The following is a 22,712-nucleotide window of genomic DNA, read 5'->3' as shown; positions in this document are numbered from 1 at the left end:
TCAACCTTTTCGACGGGTCCGGCGCTAGAATAGCCAGAATCATTGACGACAAAGGGACAAGGTTATCATGCGTACACTCAATCGCCTGTTACTGCTCGGTCTGTTGGCAACCATGCCTGTCGTCACCCTGGCGGCGGACGACGCCCCCTCGGCCGATCCCGAGGTGACCATTCGCACGGAAGGCGACAAAACCATCCAGGAGTACCGGCAGAACGGGTTCCTGTATGCGATCAAGATCACGCCGAAAAACGGCAAGCCTTATTTCCTGGTACGCGCCGATGGCTCTGATGGCAATTTCATTCGATCCGACCAGCCGGACATGCTGATTCCGTCCTGGAAGATCTTCGAGTGGTAATCTGACGCGCACCGTTCACATCAACCCGGCACTTCCCGGCGGAAGTGCCCGTATGGGCAATTCTTCATCATGTCAGTCTTCACCCCCGTGACCCGGCCTGAGCTGGAAACCTTTCTGGCACCGTACGCGCTGGGCCGTCTGCTCGACTTCCAGGGCATCGCCGCCGGCACCGAAAACAGCAATTTCTTCGTCAGCCTCGAACAGGGGGAGTTCGTCCTGACGCTTATCGAGCGCGGGCCCAGCGAGGACATGCCGTTCTTCATCGAGCTGCTGGACACCCTGCACGCGGCCGACATGCCGGTGCCCTATGCGATTCGTGACCGCGACGGCAACGGCCTGCGCGAGCTGTGCGGCAAGCCGGCGCTGCTGCAGCCACGGCTGTCGGGCAAGCACATCAAGGCACCGAACGCCCAGCACTGCGCCCAGGTCGGCGAGCTGCTGGCGCATATTCACCTGGCCACCCGCGAGCACATCATCGAGCGCCGCACCGACCGCGGCCTGGACTGGATGCTGGCCTCGGGTGCCGAGTTGCTGCCGCGCCTCAGCGCCGAGCAAGCCGCGCTGCTGCAGCCGGCGCTGGACGAAATCAGCGCGCACAAGGCTCAGATCCTGGCACTGCCACGGGCCAACCTGCACGCCGACCTGTTCCGCGACAACGTGATGTTCGAAGGCACACACCTGACCGGTGTGATCGACTTCTACAACGCCTGTTCCGGGCCGATGCTGTATGACATCGCAATCACCGTGAACGACTGGTGCCTGGATGAACACGGCGCGATCGATGTGCCACGCGCCCAGGCGCTGCTGGCGGCCTATGCGGCGCTGAGGCCGTTCACCGCAGCCGAAGCCGAGCTGTGGCCGGAGATGTTGCGGGTAGGCTGCGTGCGCTTCTGGCTGTCGCGCCTGATTGCAGCGGAGTCGTTTGCCGGGATGGATGTGATGATCCACGACCCGAGCGAGTTCGAAGTGCGTTTGGCGCAGCGTCAGCAGGTGGCCTTGCACCTGCCGTTTGCTCTCTAGACCGCGTTTGCTTCTTCGCGGGTAAACCCGCTCCCACAGGTATGGTGACAGGCTTGAGATTTGTGCTGTCCTTGTGGGAGCGGGTTCACCCGCGAAGAGGCCGGCACAGGCTTACAACTGTTCCAGGCACCCAACCAGATCGCCACCCAGTTTCTCCAGCAGGCGCTCATAGCCCTTGCCATCCACCGGGTCATTGCCGCCCAGCGCATCCAGCTCGGCCAGACGCACCGGCAAGCCGGCAGTCAAGGTCTCGGCCAGGCGCGGCCGCAATGGCGGCTCGCTGAACACACAGGTCTTGCCCACTTCCTGCAGGCGCTTGCGCATGGCCGCCACATGCTGCGCGCCGGGCTGCACTTCGGCTGCCACGGTGAACACCCCGGTGTGCTTCAGGCCATACTCGGCCTCGAAATAATCGAACGCTTCGTGGAACACGAAGTACGGCTTGCCGGCAATCCCAGCCACCCGCGCCTTGATCCGTCCATCCAGTGCGTCCAGGCGTTCGTCGAAGGCCTTGAGATTGCTTTGGTAGCGTGCCGCATTCGTTGGGTCGACCTGCGCCAGGTCAGCGGCCATTTTCGCTGCAATCACCCGCGCGTTGACCGACGATAGCCACAAATGAGCATCCAGGCTGCCTGGGCGGTGGTCGTGGTCATGGTCGTCGTGGTCTTCCTCTTCATGGGACTGGCTGTCCTCGCCAAAATGGCGCAGCTTCATGCCCGGCAGCGACTGCACGGCCACCGTGGGCTTGCTGCGATTGCTCAGCAACCGTGGCAGAAAGTTCTCCATGTCCGGGCCGATCCAGTACAGCAGGTCGGCGTCCGCCACCCGCCGCACGTCGGACGGGCGCAGCGCGTAGTGGTGCGGCGAAGCACCCGGCGGCAGCAATACCTCTGGATTGCCGACACCATCCTGGACGGCGGCGGCAATCTGCTGCAGGGGTTTGATACTGGTCAGCACACGCACGTCAGCCTGGGCGGAAAATGCGATGAAAGCGACAAAAAGGACTAGGAATCGGGACACGGTGAATACTCGAGTCGTCAGAAACAGGTAACATAATAACGTCTCCATCCAGAACCGTCGCTGCCCATGTCCATCACGCCGCTGGCAAACCGTCCTCACGACCATTCCCATTGCGTACACAGCGCCCTGGCTGAAGCCGATGCCTTGTGCACCCGCCAGGGCCTGCGCCTGACCGCACTGCGCCGCCGTGTGCTGGAACTGGTGTGGCAAAGCCACAAGCCGCTGGGTGCCTACGACATCCTCGCCGTACTCAGCGAGCAGGACGGCCGCCGCGCTGCACCACCGACGGTGTATCGGGCACTGGACTTCCTGCTGGAAAACGGCCTGGTGCACCGCATCGCCTCGCTCAACGCCTTCATCGGCTGTAGCCACCCCGAGCACGTGCATCAAGGGCAGTTCCTGATCTGCCGGGCCTGCCATGTGGCCATCGAGCTGGAACAGGACAGTATCAGCGAGGCCATCATCAGCAGCGCCAAGGGCGTGGGCTTCACGGTCGAGACCCAGACCGTGGAAGTGGTCGGCCTGTGCAGCAACTGCCGGAGCGCGGCATGAGCGACGCACTGATCCGCCTGGAGCAGGTCGGCGTCACCTTCGGTGGCGAGGCGGTGCTCGACAGCATCGACCTATCGGTCGCACCCGGCCAGATCGTTACCCTGATCGGCCCGAACGGCGCGGGCAAGACTACCCTGGTGCGCGCCGTGCTCGGCCTGCTCAAGCCGCACCGCGGCAGGGTATGGCGCAAGCCGAAACTGCGCATTGGCTACATGCCGCAAAAAATCCAGGTAGATGCCACGCTGCCGCTGTCGGTGCTGCGCTTCTTGCGCCTGGTGCCCGGTGTAGACCGCGCGGCAGCCTTGTCGGCGTTGCAGGAGGTGGGCGCCGAGCAGGTCATCGACAGCCCGATCCAGACCATTTCCGGCGGCGAGATGCAGCGCGTGCTGCTGGCCCGGGCCCTGCTGCGCGAACCCCAGTTGCTGGTGCTCGACGAGCCGGTGCAGGGCGTAGACGTGGTCGGCCAGACCGAGCTGTACAACCTCATTACCCGCCTGCGCGACCGCCACGGTTGCGGCGTGCTGATGGTTTCCCACGACCTGCACCTGGTGATGAGTGCAACCGACCAGGTGGTGTGCCTGAACCGCCACGTGTGCTGTTCGGGCCACCCCGAGCAGGTCAGCGGTGACCCGGCATTCGTTGAGCTGTTCGGCCAGACCGCCGCCCCCAGCCTGGCCATCTACCACCACCATCACGACCACAGTCACGACCTGCACGGTTCGGTGGTCGCCCCTGGCACCCATGTTCACGGAGCGCACTGCAAGCATGGCTGATTTTCTTCTCTACGCCTTGCTTGCCGGCTTGTCCCTGGCGCTGGTGGCCGGCCCACTGGGTTCCTTCGTGGTGTGGCGGCGCATGGCCTATTTTGGCGACACCCTGTCCCACGCTGCCCTGCTCGGCGTTGCGCTGGGCTTTGCCCTGGACGTCAGCCCGGCGCTGGCGGTAACCGTAGGCTGCCTGTTACTGGCTATCTTGCTGGTGACCCTGCAGCAACGCCAACCGCTGGCCTCTGACACCCTGCTCGGCATCCTCGCACCCAGTACCTTGTCGCTGGGCCTGGTGGTGTTGAGCTTCATGCACGATGTGCGCATAGACCTGATGGCCTATCTGTTCGGCGACCTGCTGGCCATCAGCACCACCGACCTGGCCTGGATAATTGGCGGCAGCGTGCTGGTGTTGCTACTGCTCGCTGCGTTGTGGCGGCCGTTGCTGGCAGTCACCGTGCACGAAGAGCTGGCAATGGTCGAAGGCCTGCCGGTGGCCGGGCTGCGCATGGCGCTGATGCTGCTGATCGCGGTGGTAATTGCCGTTGCCATGAAGATCGTCGGCGTGCTGCTGATCACCTCCCTGCTGATCATTCCTGCCGCTGCGGCGCAACGTCACGCCCGCTCTCCCGAGCAGATGGCCCTAGGCGCCAGCCTGCTCGGCGTGACCGCGGTATGCGGCGGCCTGGCCATGTCCTGGTTCAAAGACACCCCCGCCGGCCCGTCGATCGTGGTCTGCGCGGCGGTGCTATTCTTGCTGAGCCTGGCCCTGCCGAAACGCTGAAAAACAGGGCGCGTGAAGGCGCGCCCTGCAACCTTTTCGCACGTAAAGGGTCTGTAAGACTTGTTTTCGAGCGTGCGCACCTGGGTGTAGACTTGCTCGCTTTTTGCGCAAATAGAGAGTCGCAGGAATGAAGCCGTTCGCCTCCCGTTATCTGCTTGTTGCCGCGTTTTCCCTGTTCCTGGCTGCGTGTTCCAACGCGCCGGTCGAACAGGCCACCGCACCTGCCCAAGCCGATGCCTGGCAGCAGTTGCAACAAAACATCGCCAGCAACGAGCTGGCCACCGCTGAAGACCAGCTGGCAGCCCTGCAGGCCCAGGCGCCGGATGACGCGCGCCTGGAGCAATACCAGCGCCAGCTTGCCGAAGCCTACCTGCAACGCAGCCAGATCTTCCTGCAAAAGGGTGATGTGAACGCTGCTGCAACCGCCCTGGCCCGTGCCCGCGCGCTGATGCCACAGGCCCCGGCGGTGACTGGTGGCGACGCCGTGACCCAGGCGCGCAAGGCCGAGCTGGAAAAAACTGAAGCGGCGTTGAAAGCGGCCGAGGCCAAGCCCAAGGCGCGCATCATCGACCCGGCTGCACCGAGCACCGTCGTGGCCTTGAAGACCACCGACAGCCGCGCCATGCGGCGCCAGCTGGATGACATTGCCGCCGATGTGGTGAGCTATCAATGCGATGTTGTGTTCCAGGTGCCGCGCACCGAGGATGCGCCTTGGCTGAAGACCTTGCTGGAGAAGCGCGTGCGCAAGATCGACAGCGGGTTCGAGCTGAAGCAGAAGCATGAAATCCAGCGGTCGCTGCCGGCGCAGGTGGTTCTGGTTCCGCATCAGCGTTAAGAATCTGGGGGCGCTGCGCGCCCCTTTCGCGACACAAGGCCGCTCCTACAAGGGAAATGCGATCTCCTGTAGGAGCGGCCTTGTGTCGCGATGGGCTGCAAAGCAGCCCCTCAGGCCGGCACAGCCTCCGCAGCCGCCTCCCGCTCCCACACCCGATGCCCCTCTACCGCTTTGACGAAGGCATCCACGGTCTTCTGCTCATCTCCCAGCAGCAACCCCTTGTCTTCTTTCAGCCCCAAGCTGCCCAAAAGCTCTTTGGTCAACACCATCGCTTTCAGGTGCTTGTAGCCCTCCAGCAGGAAATGCTTGGCCAACCCGCTGGCCGCCAGAGCATCGATCGAAGCCTTGCCCCCCGGCACGACAACCCCGTCGAACATGATCGATGGCATCCCCTCCATGGACGCATCTACCGGCAGTTGCTTGCCATCCGCCGTCTTTACCGGCGCCGAAGTCGGCCCCAGCAGCATCGGCCGAGCACTATGCGCCTCCAAGGCTTTGACCAGCTTGTCCGCGCTGGCAGCGTCCACGCCATCGGCCACCAGCACGGCAATCTTGCGCCCCTTGATGCCCACCGAACCAGGGTGGTTCATCTGGCTCAGGGCAGGCGACTGCGCAAGCTGGCTACCCTTCACTTGCACCGTGCCCGCGCTCGGCGCTGGCAAGCCCAGGTTGGCAGCCACCGCAGCCGCCAGCTTCAGGTCGATGTTGGCGAGAATTTCATTCACTTCCCGAGCGCGGATCGTCTCCCGCTCCACCTTGCCCAATTCAAAGCTGTAAGCCTTGATAATGTGCTGCTGCTCGGTCGGGCTCATGCTCTGGAAGAACAACCGCGCTTGCGAGAAGTGGTCGCCGAACGACTCGCTGCGCTGGCGAATCTTGTTTGCATCGATTCGCTCCTGGTAACTCTCGAAGCCGCCGTCCTGCGCGGCAGGTGGCGTTTCCTTCGGCCAGCCGCCGTCGATGGAATTGGGCTCGTAGGATGCACGGCCCCTGTGCACCACATGCTGATGCAGGGCGTCGCGCTGGTTGTTGTGGTTGGGCGCGACGGGGCGGTTGACCGGGATCTGGTGGAAGTTTGGCCCGCCCAGGCGGCTAAGCTGCGTGTCGGTGTAGGAGAACAGCCGGCCCTGCAGCAAAGGGTCGTTGGTAAAATCGATACCAGGCACGATATGGCCCGGGCAGAACGCCACCTGTTCCACTTCGGCAAAGAAGTTGTCCGGGTTGCGATTCAGGACCATCTTGCCCAAAGGTGTAACCGGCACCAGCTCTTCCGGGATTATCTTGGTCGGGTCCAGCAGGTCGAAATCGAATTTGTGCTCGTCGGCTTCCGGCACGATCTGCACGCCCAGTTCCCACTCCGGGTAATCGCCGGTCTCGATAGCCTCCCACAAGTCGCGACGTTGGAAGTCAGGGTCCTTGCCTGCCAGTTTCTGCGCTTCGTCCCATAGCAGGGAGTGCACACCCTGGCGTGGTTTCCAGTGGAATTTGACGAAACTGGCTACGCCCTGGGCGTTGATCAGGCGGAAGGTATGCACCCCGAACCCTTCCATCATCCGCAAGCTGCGCGGGATCGCACGGTCCGACATCGCCCACATCACCATATGAGCCGACTCCGGTACCAGCGAGACGAAATCCCAGAAGGTGTCATGGGCCGAGGCGCCGGTCGGGATCTCGTTGTGCGGCTCCGGCTTTACGGCGTGGACGAAATCCGGGAACTTGATCGCATCCTGAATGAAGAACACCGGCATGTTGTTGCCCACCAGGTCGAAGTTGCCTTCGTCGGTGTAGAACTTGACCGCAAAACCCCTCACGTCACGCACGGTGTCGGCAGAGCCGCGCGGGCCCTGTACCGTGGAAAACCGCACGAAAACGGGCGTGACTTTTTCCGGGTCCTGCAGGAAGCCTGCCTTGGTCAGCTCGGCGTGGTTGCCGTAGCTCTGGAAGTAGCCATGCGCGCCCGTCCCGCGGGCATGCACGATGCGCTCGGGAATACGCTCGTGGTCGAAGTGCGTGATCTTCTCGCGCATGATGAAGTCTTCGAGCAGCGAGGGCCCCCGATCGCCCGCCTTCAAGGTGTTCTGATTATCGGCGATGCGCACGCCCTGATTGGTGCGTAGTGCCTGGCCGGTGGCATCGCTGCGTACGCTTTCCAGGCTTTGAATCTTGGCGTTGGTATTCGCCCGATCAGGGGTGTCGGTACCGGCGAGCTGGCTCTGTTTCGGCGAATCCGGCTTCTTGCTGGGCATCTGGGCTCTCCTCATCAGTCTTCAGGCTGCCCTTGGGGGCATGTTCAAGTAGTGACCGGAGGCGGCTTCGTTGCGTTCAATTCACTTTACCGGTTGTCGCGATATGCCCGATGGATTGGTGGAATACGAAATAAATGCTAAGAACAGCTAAGGGAAAAGGCTAAAATACGCGACCCCAGCCAACCGCTGACCCCAAATTCCATGCGCCCCACAAGGTTCGCTACGTGATCGAGTTCCAACAGGTACACAAGACCTACCGCGTCGCCGGTAGGGAAATCCCCGCACTGAATCCGACCAGCCTGATCATCGAAGATGGCCAGGTGTTCGGCCTGATAGGCCATTCCGGCGCCGGCAAGAGCACCATGCTGCGCCTGATCAACCGCCTGGAAGAGCCTTCCGGCGGCAAGATCATCGTCGATGGCGAAGACGTAACCGCGTTCAATGCCAGCCAGCTGCGCGGTTTCCGCCAGCAGGTCGGGATGATTTTCCAGCACTTCAACCTGCTGGCCTCCAAGACCGTCGCCGACAACGTCGCCCTGCCACTGACCCTGGCCGGCGAGTTGTCGCGCAGCGAAATCGACAAGCGTGTGACCGAGCTCCTGGCCCGCGTCGGCCTTTCCGACCATGCCAAAAAGTACCCGGCGCAGCTGTCCGGTGGCCAGAAGCAGCGCGTCGGCATCGCCCGAGCACTGTCCACCAACCCGAAGATCCTGCTGTGCGACGAGGCCACCAGCGCCCTCGACCCGCAAACCACCGCCTCGGTCTTGCAGTTGCTGGCCGAAATCAACCGTGAGCTGAAGCTGACCATCGTCCTGATCACCCACGAAATGGATGTGATCCGCCGGGTCTGCGACCGCGTGGCAGTGATGGACGCCGGCCAGATCGTCGAGCAGGGCTCGGTGGCCGAGGTGTTCCTGCACCCGCAGCACCCCACCACCAAGCGCTTCGTCCAGGAAGACGAGCAGGTCGACGAAGGCGAGCAGCGTGACGACTTCGCCCATGTGCCAGGCCGTATCGTGCGCCTGACCTTCCAGGGCGACGCCACCTACGCGCCACTGCTGGGCACCGTTGCCCGCGAAACCGGCGTGGACTACAGCATCCTTGCCGGGCGTATCGACCGCATCAAGGATGTCCCCTATGGCCAGCTCACCCTCGCCCTGATCGGCGGTGACATGGAAGCGGCGTTCGCCCGCTTCAAGGCAGCTGACGTACATATGGAGGTACTGCGTTGATGGACGCCCTGAGTTTCTTTGCCAACGTCGACTGGGCCGAAATCTGGCTGGCCAGCGTCGATACCATGATCATGCTGTTCGGCTCGCTGTTCTTCACCGTGCTGCTCGGTTTGCCGCTGGGCGTGCTGCTGTTCCTCTGCGGGCCGAAGCAGATGTTCGAGCAGAAGGGTGTGTATGCGCTGCTGTCGCTGATCGTCAACATTCTGCGCTCGCTGCCGTTCATCATCCTGCTGATCGTGATGATTCCGATCACCGTGCTGATCACCGGCACTTCGCTGGGCGTAGCCGGCGCCATTCCGCCGCTGGTGGTGGGTGCCACGCCGTTCTTCGCGCGCCTGGTGGAAACCGCCTTGCGTGAAGTGGACCGCGGCATCATCGAGGCCACCCAGTCGATGGGCGCCACCACGCGCCAGATCATCACCAGCGCACTGCTGCCAGAGGCCCGCCCGGGCATCTTCGCCGCCATTACCGTGACCGCCATCACCCTGGTGTCGTACACCGCCATGGCCGGTGTGGTCGGTGCTGGCGGCCTGGGCGACCTGGCCATTCGCTTCGGCTACCAGCGTTTCCAGACCGATGTGATGGTCGTCACAGTGGTGCTGTTGCTGGTACTGGTTCAAGTCCTGCAAAGCGTGGGCGACAAACTGGTCGTGCATTTTTCCCGTAAGTAACCCCAATGGGGTCGGCCCGTCCGACCCGTTCGGGGGCCGTCGCGGCCCTCACAAGGAGTGATCAATGAAGAAGCTGCTTGCTGTTGTCGCCGCTGTCGCGGCCTTCTCGGCCCACGCCGAGTCCCTGACCGTCGCCGCTACCCCGGTGCCGCACGCCGAAATCCTCAACTTCGTCAAACCTGCACTGGCGAAAGAGGGCGTAGAGCTGAAGGTCAAGGAATTCACCGACTACATCCAGCCGAACGTGCAGGTTGCCGAAAAGCGCCTGGACGCCAACTTCTTCCAGCACCAGCCTTACCTGGATGAGTTCAACAAGGCCAAGGGCACCAACCTGGTGAGTGTTGCCGGCGTGCACATCGAACCGCTGGGCGTTTACTCGGCCAAGGTTAAGAAGCTGGACGAGCTGTCCTCCGGTGCCACCGTGGTCATTCCCAACGACGCCACCAACGGCGGCCGCGCGCTGCTGCTGCTGGACAAGGCCGGGGTGATCAAGCTGAAGGACAACAAGAACATCCTGTCCACCGTGAAGGATGTTGCCGAGAACCCGAAAAGCCTGAAGTTCCGTGAGCTGGAAGCAGCCACTATCCCGCGCGTGCTGACTCAGGTCGATGCTGCCCTGATCAACACCAACTACGCGCTGGAAGCCAAGCTGAACCCAGAGAAAGACGCCCTGGCCATCGAAGGCAGCGACTCGCCTTACGTGAACATCCTGGTTGCCCGCCCGGACAACAAGGACTCGGATGCCATGAAAAAGCTGGCTGCTGCGCTGCACTCGCCTGAGGTGAAGCAGTTCATCAACGAGAAGTACAAAGGCGCTGTGGTTCCGGCGTTCTAAGCCGAATAATCGCGCTGGGTTCTTCGCGGGTAAACCCGCTCCCACAGGTACAGCGTAGGCCGTGAGCCTGGCGCTATCCCTGTGGGAGCGGGTTTACCCGCGAAGCTTTTGGGGCTAACTCAATCCCGCTTCACAAGCCCCGGCAACTGCGCCACCAGCTTCTGGTTATTGAACGGCGCCCGAATGAACCCGCGCTGACGCCCATCCGGTCCCACAACCGCCAGGTTGCCGCTGTGATCCACGGTATACCCCGGCTTGCTGGTATCGGCCGGAATGAACGGAATGCTCAAGGCATTGGCCAGTTTCTGGGTATCCTCGATCGACCCCGCCAACCCGACGAAATCTTTGTCGAAATAACCCAGGTACTGCTTCAGCTGGTTCGGCGTGTCGCGGTTCGGATCCACGCTCACCAGCACCACCTGCAGCCGGTCGACGGCTTCCTTGGGCAGCTCGCTCTTCACCTGGCGCAGCTGGGCCAGGGTGGTCGGGCAGATGTCCGGGCAGTAGGTGTAGCCGAAGAACAGTAGCGACCATTTGCCCTTCAGGTCATCCAGTTGCACCGGCTGGCCTTCCTGGTTGGTCATGGTCACATCGGCCACGGTACGGCTCTGCGGCAGCAGGATGATGCCGGCATCAATCAGCTCGGCGGGGTTCGGCTGGTCGCGGCCATTGAGCACCTTGTTGACGGTCAGGCCCAGGATCAACGCGACCAGGGCAACGAGGATGAAGACGGTTTTCTGAGTTCGGGTCATAGGTTCAGCAACAGGTAATGGTCGAGAAGTAGCGCGATGAACAGCGCGAACAGGTAGCCGATAGAGTACTTGAAGGTACCGATCGCCGCGTGCGGCCGGCTGCCACGGTACAACACCCAGGCCCATTGCAGGAAGCGCAGGCCCAGCACCAGGGCGCAGGCCAGGTACAGCAGGCCGCTCATGTGGATGGCATAGGGCAGCAGGCTTACCGCCAGCAATACCAAGGTGTACAGCAGGATATGCAGCTTGGTGTAGCGCTCGCCGTGGGTCACCGGCAGCATCGGGATATCGGCCTTGGCGTATTCCTCCTTGCGGTGGATGGCCAGGGCCCAGAAGTGGGGTGGGGTCCAGGCGAAGATGATCAGCACCAGCAGCAGGGGCTCGGCGCTGACATGCCCACTGACCGCCACCCAGCCCAGCAATGGCGGGGCGGCACCAGCCAAGCCACCGATGACGATGTTCTGCGGTGTGGCACGCTTGAGAAAGCCGGTGTAGAGCACCGCATAGCCGAGCAGGGAAGCCAGCGTCAGCCAGGCGGTGAGGGGGTTTGTGAACACCAGCAGCAGGGCCATGCCCAGCAGCGCCAGCACCAGGGCGAACAGCAACGCAGGCAGCGGCCCGACCCGGCCCTGGGCCAGCGGGCGCTTGTGGGTACGCGCCATCAACGCGTCGATGCGTCGGTCCACCACATGGTTGACCACCGCCGCGCCGCCTGCACACAAACCGATGCCCAGGTTGCCGAACAGCAGCACGCTCCAGCTGACACCCGCACGGGTGGCAAGGAACATGCCCGCCAGCGAGGTGATCAGCATGAGCACCACCACCTTGGGTTTGGTCAGCTCCAGGTAATCACGCCAACATGCCCTCTGTGCGCTCAGAAGCGTCGCCACGAATCATTCCTCATGTGGTGGGAGATGCCCACGCCTGCCACGGGCCGCAGGCGCCAGCCATGGCCAACGCCCACGCGAACCTTGTCGACCACGCGGATGCGGTAGTTCACAAGCACCATGCTCAGCAGCAACAGCGCACCACCGGCGTTGTGCGCCACGGCCACGGCCAGCGGCAGGTGCAGCAGCACATTGCTGATGCCCAGGCCAACTTGCACCACCAGCGCCAGCAGCACCAGCCGCGCCAGGCCAGGGAGGCCACAACGGTGCAGCTTCCAGCTGAGCATCAGCAGCACACAGGTCACCAGCAATGCGCCCAGGCGGTGGCTGATGTGGATGGCCGTGCGCGCATCACTGTCCAGCTGCCCGCCCAGATAGTTGGGTCCGACGTGCTGGGTCAGGTGGAAGCCATTGCTGAAGTCCGCCGCCGGCCACCACTGGCCGTGGCAGGTGGGCAGGTCGATGCAGGCGACGGCCGCGTAGTTGGCACTGACCCAGCCGCCCAGGGCGATCTGGCCGATCACCACCAGCAAGGCCAGCGCGGCGATCCGGCGCAGGCTCAATGGTAGCTTTGGCAAGGGCGCAAAGGCCCGGGACAGACGCAGGGACAACAGGAACAACAAGCTCAGGGTAGTGAAGCCACCGAGTAGATGCGCGGTGACCACCTGCGGCCACAGCTTGAGGGTGACCGTCCACATGCCGAAGGCTGCCTGGGCCAGCACCACGCCCAGCAACAGCAGGGGCAGGCGATAAGGCTGGCCATCACGGGCATGCCGGCGCAGCGCCTGCAAGGCGAGCAGGGCGATCACCATTGCCAGGGTACCGGCGAAGTAGCGGTGGACCATCTCGGCCCAACCTTTGGCGGCTTCCACCGGGTGTTCGGGAAAATGCAGCTCGGCATGAGCCAGCTGCGCTTCGCTCTTGGGCACGCTGATGAAGCCGTAGCAACCCGGCCAGTCCGGGCAGCCGAGGCCGGCGTGGGTCAGGCGGGTATAGGCACCGAGCAGGACGACCAGCAGTGCCAGCAGGGTGGCAAACACAGCAAGGCGGAATCCGGGTCTGGCCATGACAGGCTCCTAGCCGATGTTGGACAGCTTGAGCAGGTGGCGCAGGTCGTCCAGCACATGCTTGCCGTCGACCTTGGCGTCGTAGCGCAGCACCAGGTTGCCGTGTGGGTCGACGATCCACAGCTGCGGGCCGGCCTCGCCGACCTTTTGCAGGTAGCGTTGCGCATCCAGCGGGTAGTGCTGCAACTGTGGGTATTCGCGACTGAGCAACGCCTGGTAGTCGGCACTTGCCGGCTGGGCGGCCGCCAGGGCATGGCTGGCACGGCTGGCATCACGGCCCAGGCCGACCTGGATCTGCCGGGCCAGGTACACCAGCCGCTGGCAATCCTCGGCACAGGCTGTGGGTGTGCTCACCAGAAGCTGCCAGCGCTCGTTCTGGCCCGCCACGCCGAGATCGGAAAGGCTCTCGCCGTTGCCGATCATCACGCCGTGGTAGCTGCGGCCATCCGGCACCCAGAACTTGAGCTTGTACATGCTGGTGGCCAGAACCATCGGCCCGAGCACCACCAGTAGAATCAGCAGCAGCTGCAAACGCCCGCGGGCTCTGGGTTTGCTACGTTCAGGCACTTCCAGTGGAGTGGCGGTGGCCATGGCGTTTCTCCTTGTTGTGGTGCCAGCCGAAGTAGAGGTAGAGCAGTACCAAAGTGGTTGCCAGGGCAAACCATTGCACGGCGTAACCCAGGTGTTTTTCCGGGCCCATCGCAACGACCGGCCAGTCCAGGCGATAGGTCGCCGGGCCGGGTTCCAGGCGCAATTCGTGGGCGAAGCCTTCGCGATCGAGCTGCTGCCACAGCTGCGTGGCATCCACGGCGGTCAGCAGGTGCGGCCACTGGCCGCCTGCAGGGTCGGGATGCAGCTGAAAGGTGCTGCCAGGCGCGACATACACCGAAGCGTCCAGCGCCAACGCCTGGGCAGGGGTATCGAATTGCACCGGCATGCGGCGGTCCGGCCAGGGCAGCCAGCCGCGGTTGACCAGCAGCCACACGCCGCTGGCCTGATCATGGAAGGGTTGCAGCAGCTCGACGCCGGCCTGGCCATCGCGCATGCGGTTGTCCAGCAGCAGGCTGTGCTCGGCGTCGAAGCGGCCATAGAGATGCACGCGGCGGAAGGCATTGTCCTGGTTCGCCGTCAGTTGGGCCGTGGCCACTGGCGCTTCGACCCGTCGTTCGGCATACGCGGCCAGCAGCACGCGTTTTTCCTCGGCACGGCCGAGTTGCCAGCAGCCGAGCGCGATCAGCCCCGGCAGCAGCGCAAGCACCACCAGGGTTGGTACCCAGCCCGGACGAAACGGCCTCATCGGAGCCTCGCCGGGCCGATCGCTATACTTATCCACATCACCGCATCCCCCCGGAGTATCGCCATGCTCAAGGCCGCGATTGTCCTGATGCTGTTGGCCACGATTGCCAGCCTGTTCAGTGGCCTGGTGTTTCTGGTCAAGGACGATGAAAACTCGACCCGTTTGCTGAAAGCACTGACCGTGCGGGTGACCCTGGCGGCGCTTACCATCGGTTTGGTGGCCTGGGGCTTCATAAGCGGTCAGCTGGTGTCGCATGCCCCCTTCTAAAACTGCACTTGTTTTGATGGCCTCATCGCCGGCAAGCCAGCTCCCACAGGGATCACCATATGTCTCAGGCCCTGTGTGATCCTGTGGGAGCTGGCTTGCCGGCGATTGGCCCTAAAGCACATAGACAAAGATGAACAACCCCACCCACACCACATCGACGAAGTGCCAGTACCAACTGGCCGCCTCGAAACCAAAGTGTTTCTCCGGGTTGAAATGCCCGCGCAAGATGCGCACGAACATCACGATCAGGATGATCGTGCCCAAGGTCACGTGGGCGCCGTGGAAGCCGGTGAGCATGAAGAACGTCGCGCCATAGATCCCCGACCCCAGCGTCAGCCCCAGCTTGGTATAGGCCTCGTGGTACTCGTAGGCCTGCAACGCGATGAAGCTGGCGCCCAGGACGATGGTCAGCGCCATCCAGAATTTCAGCGGGCCACGGTGGTCACGGCGCAGGGCATGGTGGGCGATGGTGATGGTCACGCTGGAGCTGACCAGCAAGATGGTGTTGATCAGCGGCAGGTGCCACGGGTCGATCACTTCCTTGGGTGGCGGGAACAGTTTCGGGTCGGGCGTGTGCAGCAGCGGCCAGGTGAATTCGAAGGTCGGCCACAACATGTGCGCAACACCCTTGGCCCCATCACCGCCCAGCCACGGCCCGGCCAGCACGCGCACGTAGAACAGCGCACCGAAAAACGCCAGGAAGAACATCACCTCGGAAAAGATGAACCAGCTCATGCCCCAGCGGAACGAGCGGTCCAGCTGCGGGCTGTACAGCCCCGCGCGGCTTTCCCGCACCACCGAACCGAACCAGCCGAACAGCATGTAGGCCAGGAACAACGCGCCAATGAAGAAAATCAGCGGCCCGTGCGAGTCGGGGTGGCCAGCCTTCATGTCGTTGAACCAGGTGCCCAGGCCGAACACCGTGATGAACATGCCGATGGTGGCGATGATCGGCCACTTGCTCTGCGCCGGAACGTAGTAGTGCTCATGACTTGCCATTGCTGTTCTCCTTCCCTTAACGGGCGCCCTGAACGTCCTGGGCCGCGACATGCGCGACCGGCGGGTGGCGAGCGGTGATGTCGAACAAGGTGTAGGCCAGTGTCAGGTGCTTCACGCTGGCCGGCAGGTCGCGGTCGACGATGAAGCGCACCGGCATCTCGATGCGTTCACCGGGCTGCAGCACCTGCTGGGTGAAGCAGAAGCACTCGGTCTTGTGGAAGTACGCCGCGGCCTCGGCCGGGGTGATGCTGGGAATGGCTTGCGCACTCATCGGCCGATCGGTCGGGTTGTGGGCAATGAAGATCATCTGGTTCACCGCTCCCGGGTTGACCTCCAGCTGGTCTGCGGTGGAGTAGAAGTCCCAGACCATGTCGCTGGCATTGGTCGACATGAACTGCACCCGCACCGAACGCGTCGTGTCGCTGACCTGGCTGCCTTCATACTGCCCACCGGTCTTGCCGTTGATGCCGAAGGCCTTGCACATCACGTCATAGATAGGCACCAGGGCGAAGCCGAAGGCGAACATCACCACCGTCAGCATCAACAGGCGCAACACCAGGCGTTTCAGCGAAAGGCCATTCATGGCACGGTTCCTATTTCACTTCCGGTGGCGTCTGGAAGGTGTGATACGGCGCAGGCGAAGGGATCGACCACTCCAGGCCCTCGGCGCCATCCCATGGCTTGGCCGGTGCCGGCGCACCGCCGCGGATGCACTTGATGACAATGAACAGGAAGAAGATCTGCGTGGCGCCGAACATGAACGCGCCGATCGACGACACCATGTTGAAGTCGGCGAATTGCAGGTTGTAGTCGGGAATTCGCCGTGGCATGCCGGCCAACCCCACGAAGTGCATGGGGAAGAAGGCCATGTTCATGCCGATGAACGATAGCCAGAAGTGCAGCTTGCCAAGGGTTTCGTCGTACATGTGGCCGGTCCATTTCGGCAGCCAGTAGTAGGCCGAGGCGAAGATGCCGAAGATAGCCCCAGGCACCAGCACATAGTGGAAGTGCGCCACCACGAAATAGGTGTCGTGGTACTGGAAGTCTGCCGGTGCGATGGCAAGCATCAGCCCGCTGAAACCGCCGATGGTGAACAGGATGACGAAGGCGATGGCGAACAGCATCGGCGTCTCGAAGGTCAGCGAGCCTTCCCACATGGTGCTGACCCAGTTGAACACCTTCACCCCGGTAGGCACGGCGATCAGCATGGTGGCGTACATGAAGAACAGTTCGCCGACCACCGGGATACCGACCACGAACATGTGGTGGGCCCAGACGATGAACGACAGGAAGGCGATGGCGCCGGTGGCGTAAACCATGGAGGTGTAGCCGAACAGCGGCTTGCGCGAGAACGCCGGGATGATCGAGCTGACCGCGCCAAAGGCCGGCAGGATCATGATGTATACCTCGGGGTGGCCGAAGAACCAGAACACGTGCTGGAACAGCACCGGGTCACCGCCGCCGGCAGCACTGAAGAAGCTGGTGCCGAAATGGATGTCCATCAGCATCATGGTCACCACGCCGGCCAGCACCGGCATCACCGCAATCAGCAGGAACGCGGTAATCAGCCAGGTCCAGACGAACAGTGGCATCTTCATCAGGGTCATGCCCGGGGCGCGCAGGTTGAGGATGGTGGCGATCACGTTGATCGCGCCCATGATCGAGCTGATACCCATCAGGTGGATGGCGAAGATGAAGAAGGTGACACTGGCCGGTGCGTAGGTGGTGGACAGCGGAGCGTAGAAGGTCCAGCCAAAGTTGGGCCCGCCGCCCGGGCTGAACAGGGTCGAGACCAGCAACAGGAAAGCCGCCGGCAGCAGCCAGAAGCTGAAGTTGTTCATCCGCGGCAGGGCCATGTCGGGCGCGCCAATCATCAGCGGGATCATCCAGTTGGCGAGGCCGACGAAGGCTGGCATCACCGCACCGAACACCATGATCAGGCCGTGCATGGTGGTCATCTGGTTGAAGAACTCTGGCTGGACGATCTGCAGGCCTGGCTGGAATAGCTCCGCGCGGATCACCATGGCGAACGAGCCGCCAAGCAGGAACATGATGAAGCTGAACCACAGGTACATCGTGCCGATGTCCTTGTGGTTGGTGGTCAGGACCCAGCGCATCAGGCCCTTGGCCGGGCCGTGCGCGTGGTCATGCCCGTGGGCGTGGTCGTCGATCACTGCACTCATGTCCTGCCTCCTGCAATCCATTGATTGCCGCGAGTAACCCGGTTCATTGCGCTTCTGCCTGCTTCAGCGCCAGCACGTCCTTCGGCGTGACCATGTCACCCTTGTTGTTGCCCCAGGCGTTGCGCTCGTAGGTGACCACGGCGGCGATGTCGACTTCCGAGAGCTGCTTGCCGAACGCGGCCATGGCAGTACCGGGCTTGCCGTGGAAGACGATGCCCAGGTGGGCTTCCTTCGGCCCTGTGGCGATCTTCGAACCCTTGAGCGCCGGGAACATCGGCGGCAGGCCCTGGCCCTCGGCCTGGTGACAGGCCACGCAAGTGGTGTGGTAGACCTTGTCACCACGTTCCACCAGTTCCTCCAGGGTCCATTCCTTGCTGGTCAGCTCCTTGAGCTTGGCAGCTTCGGCCTTGCGCTCGCCCAGCCAGGTGTCGTAGTCGGCCTTGGACTTGACCTCGACCACCACCGGCATGAAGCCGTGATCCTTGCCGCACAGCTCGGTGCACTGGCCGCGGTAGATGCCTGGTTTCTCGATACGGGTCCAGGCTTCGTTGACGAAGCCGGGGATGGCATCACGCTTGACCGCGAAGGCCGGCACCCACCAGGAGTGGATGACATCGGCAGCGGTCACCAGGAAGCGCACCTTGGCGCCCACCGGCAGCACCAGCGGTTGGTCGACTTCGAGCAGGTAGTGCTCGTCCTTGGGTGCCTTGTTGTGGATCTGCTCTGTGGGGGTGGCCAGGTTGCTGAAGAACTCGACATCCTGGCCAAGGTATTTGTAGTGCCACTTCCACTGGTAGCCGGTAACCTGGATGTCGATGTCCGACTCGCTGGCATCATAGATGTCGATCAGGGTCTTGGTGGCCGGAATGGCCATGGCCACCAGGATCAGGAAGGGGACCACGGTCCAGAGGATTTCCACCCAGGTGTGCTCGTGGAAATGCGCAGCCTGCTGGCCGGTGGAACGGCGGTGGATGACCATGGACCAGAACATCGCGCCAAAGACAACCACGCCGATGATCACGCAGATCCAGAAGATGGTCATGTGCAGGTCGAAGACGGCGTTGGAGACTTCCGTCGCCCCTGGGTGCATGTTCACGGTCCAGGCGGCGTTGGCCTGACCAAAAACCGACCACAACAGGAGTCCCATCCAGACATGTGGATGTCGCATCATTGCGGGTTCCCCTTCTCGTTCTTGTAGTCCCGGAGGCGTGGCCTGCGGCAAGAGGGAACGGTGGTCAAGACTGCCTGGCTTCGACGACCGAGCCCCTGCTAAAAGCAGTCGGGCCTCATCAACGAATCACGTTCACCGGGAGTATAGACAGCGACCAACGGCACGCAACGAAGGCCGTGAAATGAACTTCATTGAAATGGCTGAACGGCCTGAAAACCGCGCGTTTGACACTGCATGGCGCGATAATGGCATTTCGATATGCCTGAGCATGCACACGTTCGGGCGACTTATAACAAATACGTCTTAGGTATTCTGTATACCGAGCTAATTTAGTGTCTTCCGTTTGAAACGTAATGTCCCTGGAGTTGTCATGAACATCGCTGCTGTACGCGAGCAGGTAAGCCAAGCCCATCAACACGAAGGCCAGACCGGCCAATTGAAAGAGCGTCTCGAGCTGCAACTGCCCCACCTGCACCCCTCGATCCAACTGCCTGAGCAGGACGCCCAGGGTACTTTGGCGCGCTTCGTCAGCGCCTACATCGACCAGGTTCCGGAACTGCTGGAGGCCGCCCACGAGGTCGCCCGCGAGGCCGGGATCGAATCGCAGATCAAACCTGTACTGAAAATCGCCGAAGCCTACTTCCTGCAGCCGCCCAGCGTGATGCAAGGGCATGTGGGCCTGGACTGCCTGCTGGATGAGGCCTACCTGGCGCACCGCCTGGTGGAAGAGGTGAACGACCTGTACATCCGTCACTTCCAGCAGCCGTTGATCCCGGTCGACACCACCGTCGCCAACCTGATTGCCCACCAGTTGATCGGCGAGGAGTTTGCCAACCAGCTGGATGAAGTGGTGCACCACTCGGTGGATGAAATGTTGAATGACGAAAGCTTCGCGGTGGAGTCGGTAGAGGCTTACCGCGAGAAATTGAGCAGCCCGGAAACGGGCGCGGCCTGGAAGCGTTGGCCTTGTTTGTCGCGGCAGCTGGGCGTGGAGCTGGGCCAGCCGGCCTGATTCATTTGTATAAACTGTTCCGGCCTCTTCGCGGGTAAACCCGCTCCCACAGGTACTGCACAGGGTTCAAAGCCTGCGCAGTACCTGTGGGAGCGGGTTTACCCGCGAAGAGGCCAGTTCAGGCGCTACAGGTTTTCAGCTTCAGGCCCCAACCCCCGCCGTAGTCCGCATCCGCCCTTCGATCCGCCGCTTCAAACGCCGCTGCTCTATCAGCAACCGCGAGCCATTGGCCGAATTGCTGCGCCCCCAGTCCTCAAGCAGCTCGAGGCACGAGTGGTCGATATAGCTCAGGTTACCCAGCGGCACATGCAGCGTGGTCCCCGCCGGCACGCTATCCAGCACCTGGGTCAGCGCCGGCACTTTGAGGAAAGTGGCCGCGCCACTCAACCGCAGCTCCATGTGCCCAGCCTTCTCCAGGCTGACCAGGTTGATCTTCAACCGCGCCGCCTTCAGTGCCAGCTTCAGCAAGGTCAGGGCAAAACCCAGCAGCACGCCAGTAAGCAGGTCGGTAAAGATGATCGCCAGCGCCGTCGCCGCGTAGGTGAACATCGGCATGCGGCCATAGCGGCCCAGCCCACGAAACGCCTTGAAATCCACCAGCTTGACCCCGGTGAATACCAGCACACCCGCCAGGCTCGCCACCGGGATCTGCTGCAGCACGCTGCTCAGCGCCACCACGAACGCCAGCAGCCACAGGCCATGGAAGATCGCCGAAGCCCGGGTCTGCGCACCCGCCTGCACGTTGGCCGAGCTACGCACGATTACCCCGGTCATCGGCAACGCGCCGAGCACCCCACACAGCATGTTGCCGATGCCCTGGGCTGACAGCTCACGGTCGAAGTCCGAGCGCTGGCCGCTGTGCATGCGGTCAACCGCTGCAGCCGACAACAAGGTTTCGGCGCTGGCGATGAAGGCCAGGGCAAAAGCGGCGACCAACAGGGTAGGGTCGGCCAGTTGCATCAGGTCACCAGGGCGGATCCAGTCGATGGCCTCGGACAGGTCGGCCGGCACCTGTACGCGGTTCACCGGCAAGACCAGCCACATGCTGATGGCCGTCATGGCCGACACGCCCAGCAGGGCACCCGGGACGAAGCGCAGCCGCTGCGGCCGCAGGCGTTCCCAGCCCCACATGATGGCGATGGTGCCCAGGCCCAGCGCACCGGCCATCCAACCGGAGCCAGCGCTTTCCTGCGGCAGGGCCGCCGCCACGGTCGCCGGGAACTCCAGCAGATTCTGCATGCCGGATGGCTGCGGCGCGGTGTCGAACATCACATGCACCTGCGACAGCACGATCAGCACGCCAATCCCCGCCAGCATGCCGTACACCACCGCCGGAGCGGTAACCCGGAACCAGCAGCCCAGGCGCAAGCGCCCGGCCAGCAACTGCAGCAAGCCGGCCAGCAGCAGGATCGGCCCGAGCATGGCTATACCATGCTGGCGTACCAGCTCGAACACCAATACTGCCAGGCCGGCGGCCGGGCCACTGACCTGCAGCGGCGAACCGGCAAGGAAACCTACGACAATACCGCCGATTATGCCGGTAACCAGGCCTTTGGCCGGCGGCATGCCCGAGGCGATCGCAATGCCCATGCACAACGGCAGGGCCACCAGGAAGACCACCACCGACGCCAGCAACTCACGCGGCAGGGCCGCTTTCAACTGTGTAATGTTCACCGTGTTTCTCCTTTCTTTGTCACACAGCCATTCCTCTGGCCGTGGGCACGTTTGTCCCCGACGAGCGCGCAGGCGCGGGCCGCCAGCGGGCGTGCCGGCAGGCAGTCAGGGAATTCAGGGCAGCCGAAGGCCGCGCCACACCCCTACAGGGTGCAGCCGGCTATCAAGGTTTCAGCGGGTGGACGGGTCGCTTAGTAGCGGCCTCTCGGAGTAGCGCAGGGGACCGGCTCGCCAGCAGCCAGGGGCAGGAAGCTGTCGCTGGCGGCGTCGTAGGCTTCGATCTTGCTGGTCTCGATATCGTAGACCCAACCATGAATGAACAGCTCACCGGCTGCCAGGCGCGAAGCCACCGAAGGGTGTGTGCGCAAGTGATGCAGCTGGGCGATGACGTTTTCCTTGGTCAGCACCTGCATCGTTTCGTGCTCGCTGCCGCACGAGCAGTTGTTCTCGACCACGGTGCGGGCCACTTCGGCGTGGCGCAACCAGGCGGACACGGTCGGCATCTTGGTCAGCGACTGCGGGTTGAGCACCGCACGCATTGCGCCGCAGTCGGAGTGGCCACAGACGATGATGTGATGCACTTTCAACGCCAGCACGGCGTATTCGATGGCGCTGGAAACGCCGCCGTTCATCTGGCCATAAGGCGGTACCACGTTACCGACGTTACGAGTCACGAACAGGTCGCCAGGCGAACTCTGGGTGATCAGCTCGGGAACGATGCGCGAGTCGGCGCAGGTGATGAACATGGCGCGCGGGGTTTGCGCGGTGGCGAGCTTCTTGAACAGCTCTTGCTGCTCGGGGAAAACGTCATGGTGAAAACGCAGGAAGCCGTCGACGATGTGCTTCAGGGCGGCATCGGCGCTCTCCGCGGGGACCTGCGGTACGACCTTGGATGGGTCCTTGATGGGCATGATTCATCCTCTTGACGGTGTGTAGGTAAATCCATTTTACCGGTGAAAGATTCTGGCTATGCGGAGATTTAGATGACGCGCACGGGCCATAAATCACAGTCTTCGTGGACTGGTTGCCTACGCTAGCGGGGAAAACTTAACTGAAACTTAATTCGAAGGCTCTAGAACGGGTGTTCCA

At 62.8% G+C, this 22,712-nt stretch carries 24 protein-coding genes; 11 read left to right on the top strand and 13 right to left on the bottom strand.

Features of this window, described 5'->3' with window-relative positions:
• Positions 1 to 67 precede the first annotated feature (67 nt).
• Together JV551A3_RS01460 and JV551A3_RS01455 are read left to right on the top strand one after the other, a co-directional pair.
• A complete protein-coding gene (locus JV551A3_RS01460; RefSeq protein ID WP_013970316.1) occupies positions 68 to 355 on the top strand; it encodes a DUF2782 domain-containing protein in 288 nt (95 codons plus the stop codon).
• Between the two features lie 69 nt (positions 356 to 424).
• Positions 425 to 1,375, top strand: coding sequence for a homoserine kinase (locus JV551A3_RS01455; protein WP_112251726.1), 951 nt, complete (start codon positions 425 to 427; stop codon positions 1,373 to 1,375).
• A 111-nt stretch (positions 1,376 to 1,486) separates the two neighbouring features.
• Here the strand turns inward: JV551A3_RS01455 and JV551A3_RS01450 are convergent, their stop codons facing one another.
• Positions 1,487 to 2,443 carry a zinc ABC transporter substrate-binding protein gene (locus JV551A3_RS01450; protein WP_133969844.1) on the bottom strand — a complete coding sequence of 319 codons (957 nt, stop codon included), beginning with the start codon at positions 2,441 to 2,443 and terminating at the stop codon, positions 1,487 to 1,489.
• Positions 2,444 to 2,461: 18 nt separating this feature from the next.
• Here JV551A3_RS01450 and zur point away from each other — a divergent pair, with 18 nt between their 5' ends.
• From zur to JV551A3_RS01430, 4 genes are all read left to right on the top strand, one after another.
• A complete protein-coding gene (zur, locus tag JV551A3_RS01445) occupies positions 2,462 to 2,947 on the top strand; it encodes a zinc uptake transcriptional repressor Zur (RefSeq protein ID WP_112251724.1) in 486 nt (161 codons plus the stop codon).
• Positions 2,944 to 3,720: a zinc ABC transporter ATP-binding protein ZnuC gene (gene znuC / locus JV551A3_RS01440; RefSeq protein ID WP_133969843.1), complete on the top strand. Its 777-nt coding sequence runs from the start codon at positions 2,944 to 2,946 to the stop codon at positions 3,718 to 3,720. Before zur ends, znuC begins: the two co-directional genes overlap by 4 nt.
• Entirely contained in the window at positions 3,713 to 4,495 is a 783-nt protein-coding gene (znuB, locus tag JV551A3_RS01435) for a zinc ABC transporter permease subunit ZnuB (RefSeq protein WP_112251722.1), read from the top strand. Before znuC ends, znuB begins: the two co-directional genes overlap by 8 nt.
• Positions 4,496 to 4,622: 127 nt before the next feature.
• The gene (locus JV551A3_RS01430; protein WP_133969842.1) at positions 4,623 to 5,330 is read left to right on the top strand and encodes a PA5502 family lipoprotein; all 708 of its coding nucleotides are present in this window, start codon (positions 4,623 to 4,625) and stop codon (positions 5,328 to 5,330) included.
• Between the two features lie 110 nt (positions 5,331 to 5,440).
• Here the strand turns inward: JV551A3_RS01430 and katE are convergent, their stop codons facing one another.
• On the bottom strand, positions 5,441 to 7,576 hold the full coding sequence (katE, locus tag JV551A3_RS01425) for a catalase HPII (RefSeq protein ID WP_133969841.1): 2,136 nt from the start codon (positions 7,574 to 7,576) through the stop codon (positions 5,441 to 5,443).
• Positions 7,577 to 7,800: 224 nt separating this feature from the next.
• On the opposite strand from katE, the gene JV551A3_RS01420 reads away from it, so the two are divergent.
• The 3 genes from JV551A3_RS01420 (at position 7,801) to JV551A3_RS01410 (ending at position 10,314) form a co-directional block, all read left to right on the top strand.
• A complete protein-coding gene (locus JV551A3_RS01420; protein ID WP_133969840.1) occupies positions 7,801 to 8,808 on the top strand; it encodes a methionine ABC transporter ATP-binding protein in 1,008 nt (335 codons plus the stop codon).
• Positions 8,808 to 9,479 (top strand): methionine ABC transporter permease, encoded by a 672-nt coding sequence (locus JV551A3_RS01415; RefSeq protein ID WP_085621373.1) that lies wholly within the window; start codon positions 8,808 to 8,810, stop codon positions 9,477 to 9,479. The genes JV551A3_RS01420 and JV551A3_RS01415 overlap by 1 nt, the downstream gene beginning before the upstream one ends.
• Before the next feature lie 64 nt (positions 9,480 to 9,543).
• Positions 9,544 to 10,314, top strand: a complete 771-nt coding sequence (locus JV551A3_RS01410; RefSeq protein ID WP_133969839.1) for a MetQ/NlpA family ABC transporter substrate-binding protein — start codon at positions 9,544 to 9,546, stop codon at positions 10,312 to 10,314.
• A 119-nt stretch (positions 10,315 to 10,433) separates the two neighbouring features.
• Here JV551A3_RS01410 and JV551A3_RS01405 read toward each other — a convergent pair whose 3' ends face one another.
• The 5 genes from JV551A3_RS01405 to JV551A3_RS01385 are packed head-to-tail and all read right to left on the bottom strand — an operon-like array spanning position 10,434 to position 14,317.
• Positions 10,434 to 11,066, bottom strand: a complete 633-nt coding sequence (locus JV551A3_RS01405) for an SCO family protein (protein ID WP_133969838.1) — start codon at positions 11,064 to 11,066, stop codon at positions 10,434 to 10,436.
• Positions 11,063 to 11,956, bottom strand: a complete 894-nt coding sequence (gene cyoE, locus JV551A3_RS01400) for a heme o synthase (protein ID WP_133969837.1) — start codon at positions 11,954 to 11,956, stop codon at positions 11,063 to 11,065. Before cyoE ends, JV551A3_RS01405 begins: the two co-directional genes overlap by 4 nt.
• Entirely contained in the window at positions 11,941 to 13,020 is a 1,080-nt protein-coding gene (locus JV551A3_RS01395) for a COX15/CtaA family protein (RefSeq protein ID WP_015268468.1), read from the bottom strand. The genes cyoE and JV551A3_RS01395 overlap by 16 nt, the downstream gene beginning before the upstream one ends.
• Before the next feature lie 9 nt (positions 13,021 to 13,029).
• Entirely contained in the window at positions 13,030 to 13,611 is a 582-nt protein-coding gene (locus JV551A3_RS01390; protein ID WP_133969836.1) for a hypothetical protein, read from the bottom strand.
• Positions 13,580 to 14,317 carry an SURF1 family protein gene (locus JV551A3_RS01385; RefSeq protein WP_133969835.1) on the bottom strand — a complete coding sequence of 246 codons (738 nt, stop codon included), beginning with the start codon at positions 14,315 to 14,317 and terminating at the stop codon, positions 13,580 to 13,582. Before JV551A3_RS01385 ends, JV551A3_RS01390 begins: the two co-directional genes overlap by 32 nt.
• 63 nt (positions 14,318 to 14,380) lie before the next feature.
• Between JV551A3_RS01385 and JV551A3_RS01380 the strand changes: the two genes are divergently transcribed.
• Positions 14,381 to 14,584, top strand: coding sequence for a twin transmembrane helix small protein (locus JV551A3_RS01380; RefSeq protein ID WP_003258925.1), 204 nt, complete (start codon positions 14,381 to 14,383; stop codon positions 14,582 to 14,584).
• Positions 14,585 to 14,695: 111 nt separating this feature from the next.
• Here the strand turns inward: JV551A3_RS01380 and JV551A3_RS01375 are convergent, their stop codons facing one another.
• Genes JV551A3_RS01375 through coxB form a run of 4 tightly spaced genes read right to left on the bottom strand, consistent with a single transcriptional unit; the run spans position 14,696 to position 18,937 of the window.
• Positions 14,696 to 15,583 (bottom strand): cytochrome c oxidase subunit 3, encoded by an 888-nt coding sequence (locus tag JV551A3_RS01375; RefSeq protein WP_112251713.1) that lies wholly within the window; start codon positions 15,581 to 15,583, stop codon positions 14,696 to 14,698.
• A 16-nt stretch (positions 15,584 to 15,599) separates the two neighbouring features.
• Positions 15,600 to 16,166: a cytochrome c oxidase assembly protein gene (locus JV551A3_RS01370; protein ID WP_112251712.1), complete on the bottom strand. Its 567-nt coding sequence runs from the start codon at positions 16,164 to 16,166 to the stop codon at positions 15,600 to 15,602.
• Positions 16,167 to 16,176: 10 nt separating this feature from the next.
• Positions 16,177 to 17,766: a cytochrome c oxidase subunit I gene (ctaD, locus tag JV551A3_RS01365; protein ID WP_013970300.1), complete on the bottom strand. Its 1,590-nt coding sequence runs from the start codon at positions 17,764 to 17,766 to the stop codon at positions 16,177 to 16,179.
• A gap of 43 nt (positions 17,767 to 17,809) precedes the next feature.
• Positions 17,810 to 18,937: a cytochrome c oxidase subunit II gene (coxB, locus tag JV551A3_RS01360; protein WP_133969834.1), complete on the bottom strand. Its 1,128-nt coding sequence runs from the start codon at positions 18,935 to 18,937 to the stop codon at positions 17,810 to 17,812.
• Positions 18,938 to 19,307: 370 nt separating this feature from the next.
• Here coxB and JV551A3_RS01355 point away from each other — a divergent pair, with 370 nt between their 5' ends.
• Positions 19,308 to 19,949, top strand: a complete 642-nt coding sequence (locus JV551A3_RS01355) for a hypothetical protein (RefSeq protein WP_133969833.1) — start codon at positions 19,308 to 19,310, stop codon at positions 19,947 to 19,949.
• A 141-nt stretch (positions 19,950 to 20,090) separates the two neighbouring features.
• Here JV551A3_RS01355 and JV551A3_RS01350 read toward each other — a convergent pair whose 3' ends face one another.
• Both JV551A3_RS01350 and JV551A3_RS01345 read right to left on the bottom strand, forming a co-directional pair.
• A complete protein-coding gene (locus JV551A3_RS01350) occupies positions 20,091 to 21,623 on the bottom strand; it encodes a SulP family inorganic anion transporter (RefSeq protein ID WP_133969832.1) in 1,533 nt (510 codons plus the stop codon).
• Between the two features lie 191 nt (positions 21,624 to 21,814).
• Complete coding sequence (locus JV551A3_RS01345) at positions 21,815 to 22,534, bottom strand: carbonic anhydrase (protein WP_063912352.1); 720 nt, start codon at positions 22,532 to 22,534, stop codon at positions 21,815 to 21,817.
• Positions 22,535 to 22,712 lie beyond the last annotated feature (178 nt).

It is taken from the genome of Pseudomonas inefficax (assembly GCF_900277125.1).
GTDB lineage: Bacteria > Pseudomonadota > Gammaproteobacteria > Pseudomonadales > Pseudomonadaceae > Aquipseudomonas > Aquipseudomonas inefficax.
The sequence above is the reverse complement of the archived record's forward strand: the minus strand, read 5'-3'. Positions and strand labels throughout refer to the sequence as shown.

Bases quoted from the DNA above. Each gene is read 5' to 3' on its own strand.
- ctaD (WP_013970300.1), bottom strand. From the start codon at position 17,766: ATGAGTGCAGTGATCGACGACCACGCCCACGGGCATGACCACGCGCAC.
- JV551A3_RS01450 (WP_133969844.1), bottom strand. From the start codon at position 2,443: ATGGAGACGTTATTATGTTACCTGTTTCTGACGACTCGAGTATTCACC.
- JV551A3_RS01345 (WP_063912352.1), bottom strand. From the start codon at position 22,534: ATGCCCATCAAGGACCCATCCAAGGTCGTACCGCAGGTCCCCGCGGAG.
- JV551A3_RS01390 (WP_133969836.1), bottom strand. From the start codon at position 13,611: ATGGCCACCGCCACTCCACTGGAAGTGCCTGAACGTAGCAAACCCAGA.
- JV551A3_RS01430 (WP_133969842.1), top strand. From the start codon at position 4,623: ATGAAGCCGTTCGCCTCCCGTTATCTGCTTGTTGCCGCGTTTTCCCTG.
- JV551A3_RS01355 (WP_133969833.1), top strand. From the start codon at position 19,308: ATGAACATCGCTGCTGTACGCGAGCAGGTAAGCCAAGCCCATCAACAC.
- coxB (WP_133969834.1), bottom strand. From the start codon at position 18,937: ATGATGCGACATCCACATGTCTGGATGGGACTCCTGTTGTGGTCGGTT.
- katE (WP_133969841.1), bottom strand. From the start codon at position 7,576: ATGCCCAGCAAGAAGCCGGATTCGCCGAAACAGAGCCAGCTCGCCGGT.
- JV551A3_RS01380 (WP_003258925.1), top strand. From the start codon at position 14,381: ATGCTCAAGGCCGCGATTGTCCTGATGCTGTTGGCCACGATTGCCAGC.
- znuC (WP_133969843.1), top strand. From the start codon at position 2,944: ATGAGCGACGCACTGATCCGCCTGGAGCAGGTCGGCGTCACCTTCGGT.
- JV551A3_RS01385 (WP_133969835.1), bottom strand. From the start codon at position 14,317: ATGAGGCCGTTTCGTCCGGGCTGGGTACCAACCCTGGTGGTGCTTGCG.
- JV551A3_RS01460 (WP_013970316.1), top strand. From the start codon at position 68: ATGCGTACACTCAATCGCCTGTTACTGCTCGGTCTGTTGGCAACCATG.
- JV551A3_RS01395 (WP_015268468.1), bottom strand. From the start codon at position 13,020: ATGGCCAGACCCGGATTCCGCCTTGCTGTGTTTGCCACCCTGCTGGCA.
- JV551A3_RS01415 (WP_085621373.1), top strand. From the start codon at position 8,808: ATGGACGCCCTGAGTTTCTTTGCCAACGTCGACTGGGCCGAAATCTGG.
- JV551A3_RS01405 (WP_133969838.1), bottom strand. From the start codon at position 11,066: ATGACCCGAACTCAGAAAACCGTCTTCATCCTCGTTGCCCTGGTCGCG.
- JV551A3_RS01375 (WP_112251713.1), bottom strand. From the start codon at position 15,583: ATGGCAAGTCATGAGCACTACTACGTTCCGGCGCAGAGCAAGTGGCCG.
- JV551A3_RS01370 (WP_112251712.1), bottom strand. From the start codon at position 16,166: ATGAATGGCCTTTCGCTGAAACGCCTGGTGTTGCGCCTGTTGATGCTG.
- zur (WP_112251724.1), top strand. From the start codon at position 2,462: ATGTCCATCACGCCGCTGGCAAACCGTCCTCACGACCATTCCCATTGC.
- JV551A3_RS01410 (WP_133969839.1), top strand. From the start codon at position 9,544: ATGAAGAAGCTGCTTGCTGTTGTCGCCGCTGTCGCGGCCTTCTCGGCC.
- JV551A3_RS01455 (WP_112251726.1), top strand. From the start codon at position 425: ATGTCAGTCTTCACCCCCGTGACCCGGCCTGAGCTGGAAACCTTTCTG.
- znuB (WP_112251722.1), top strand. From the start codon at position 3,713: ATGGCTGATTTTCTTCTCTACGCCTTGCTTGCCGGCTTGTCCCTGGCG.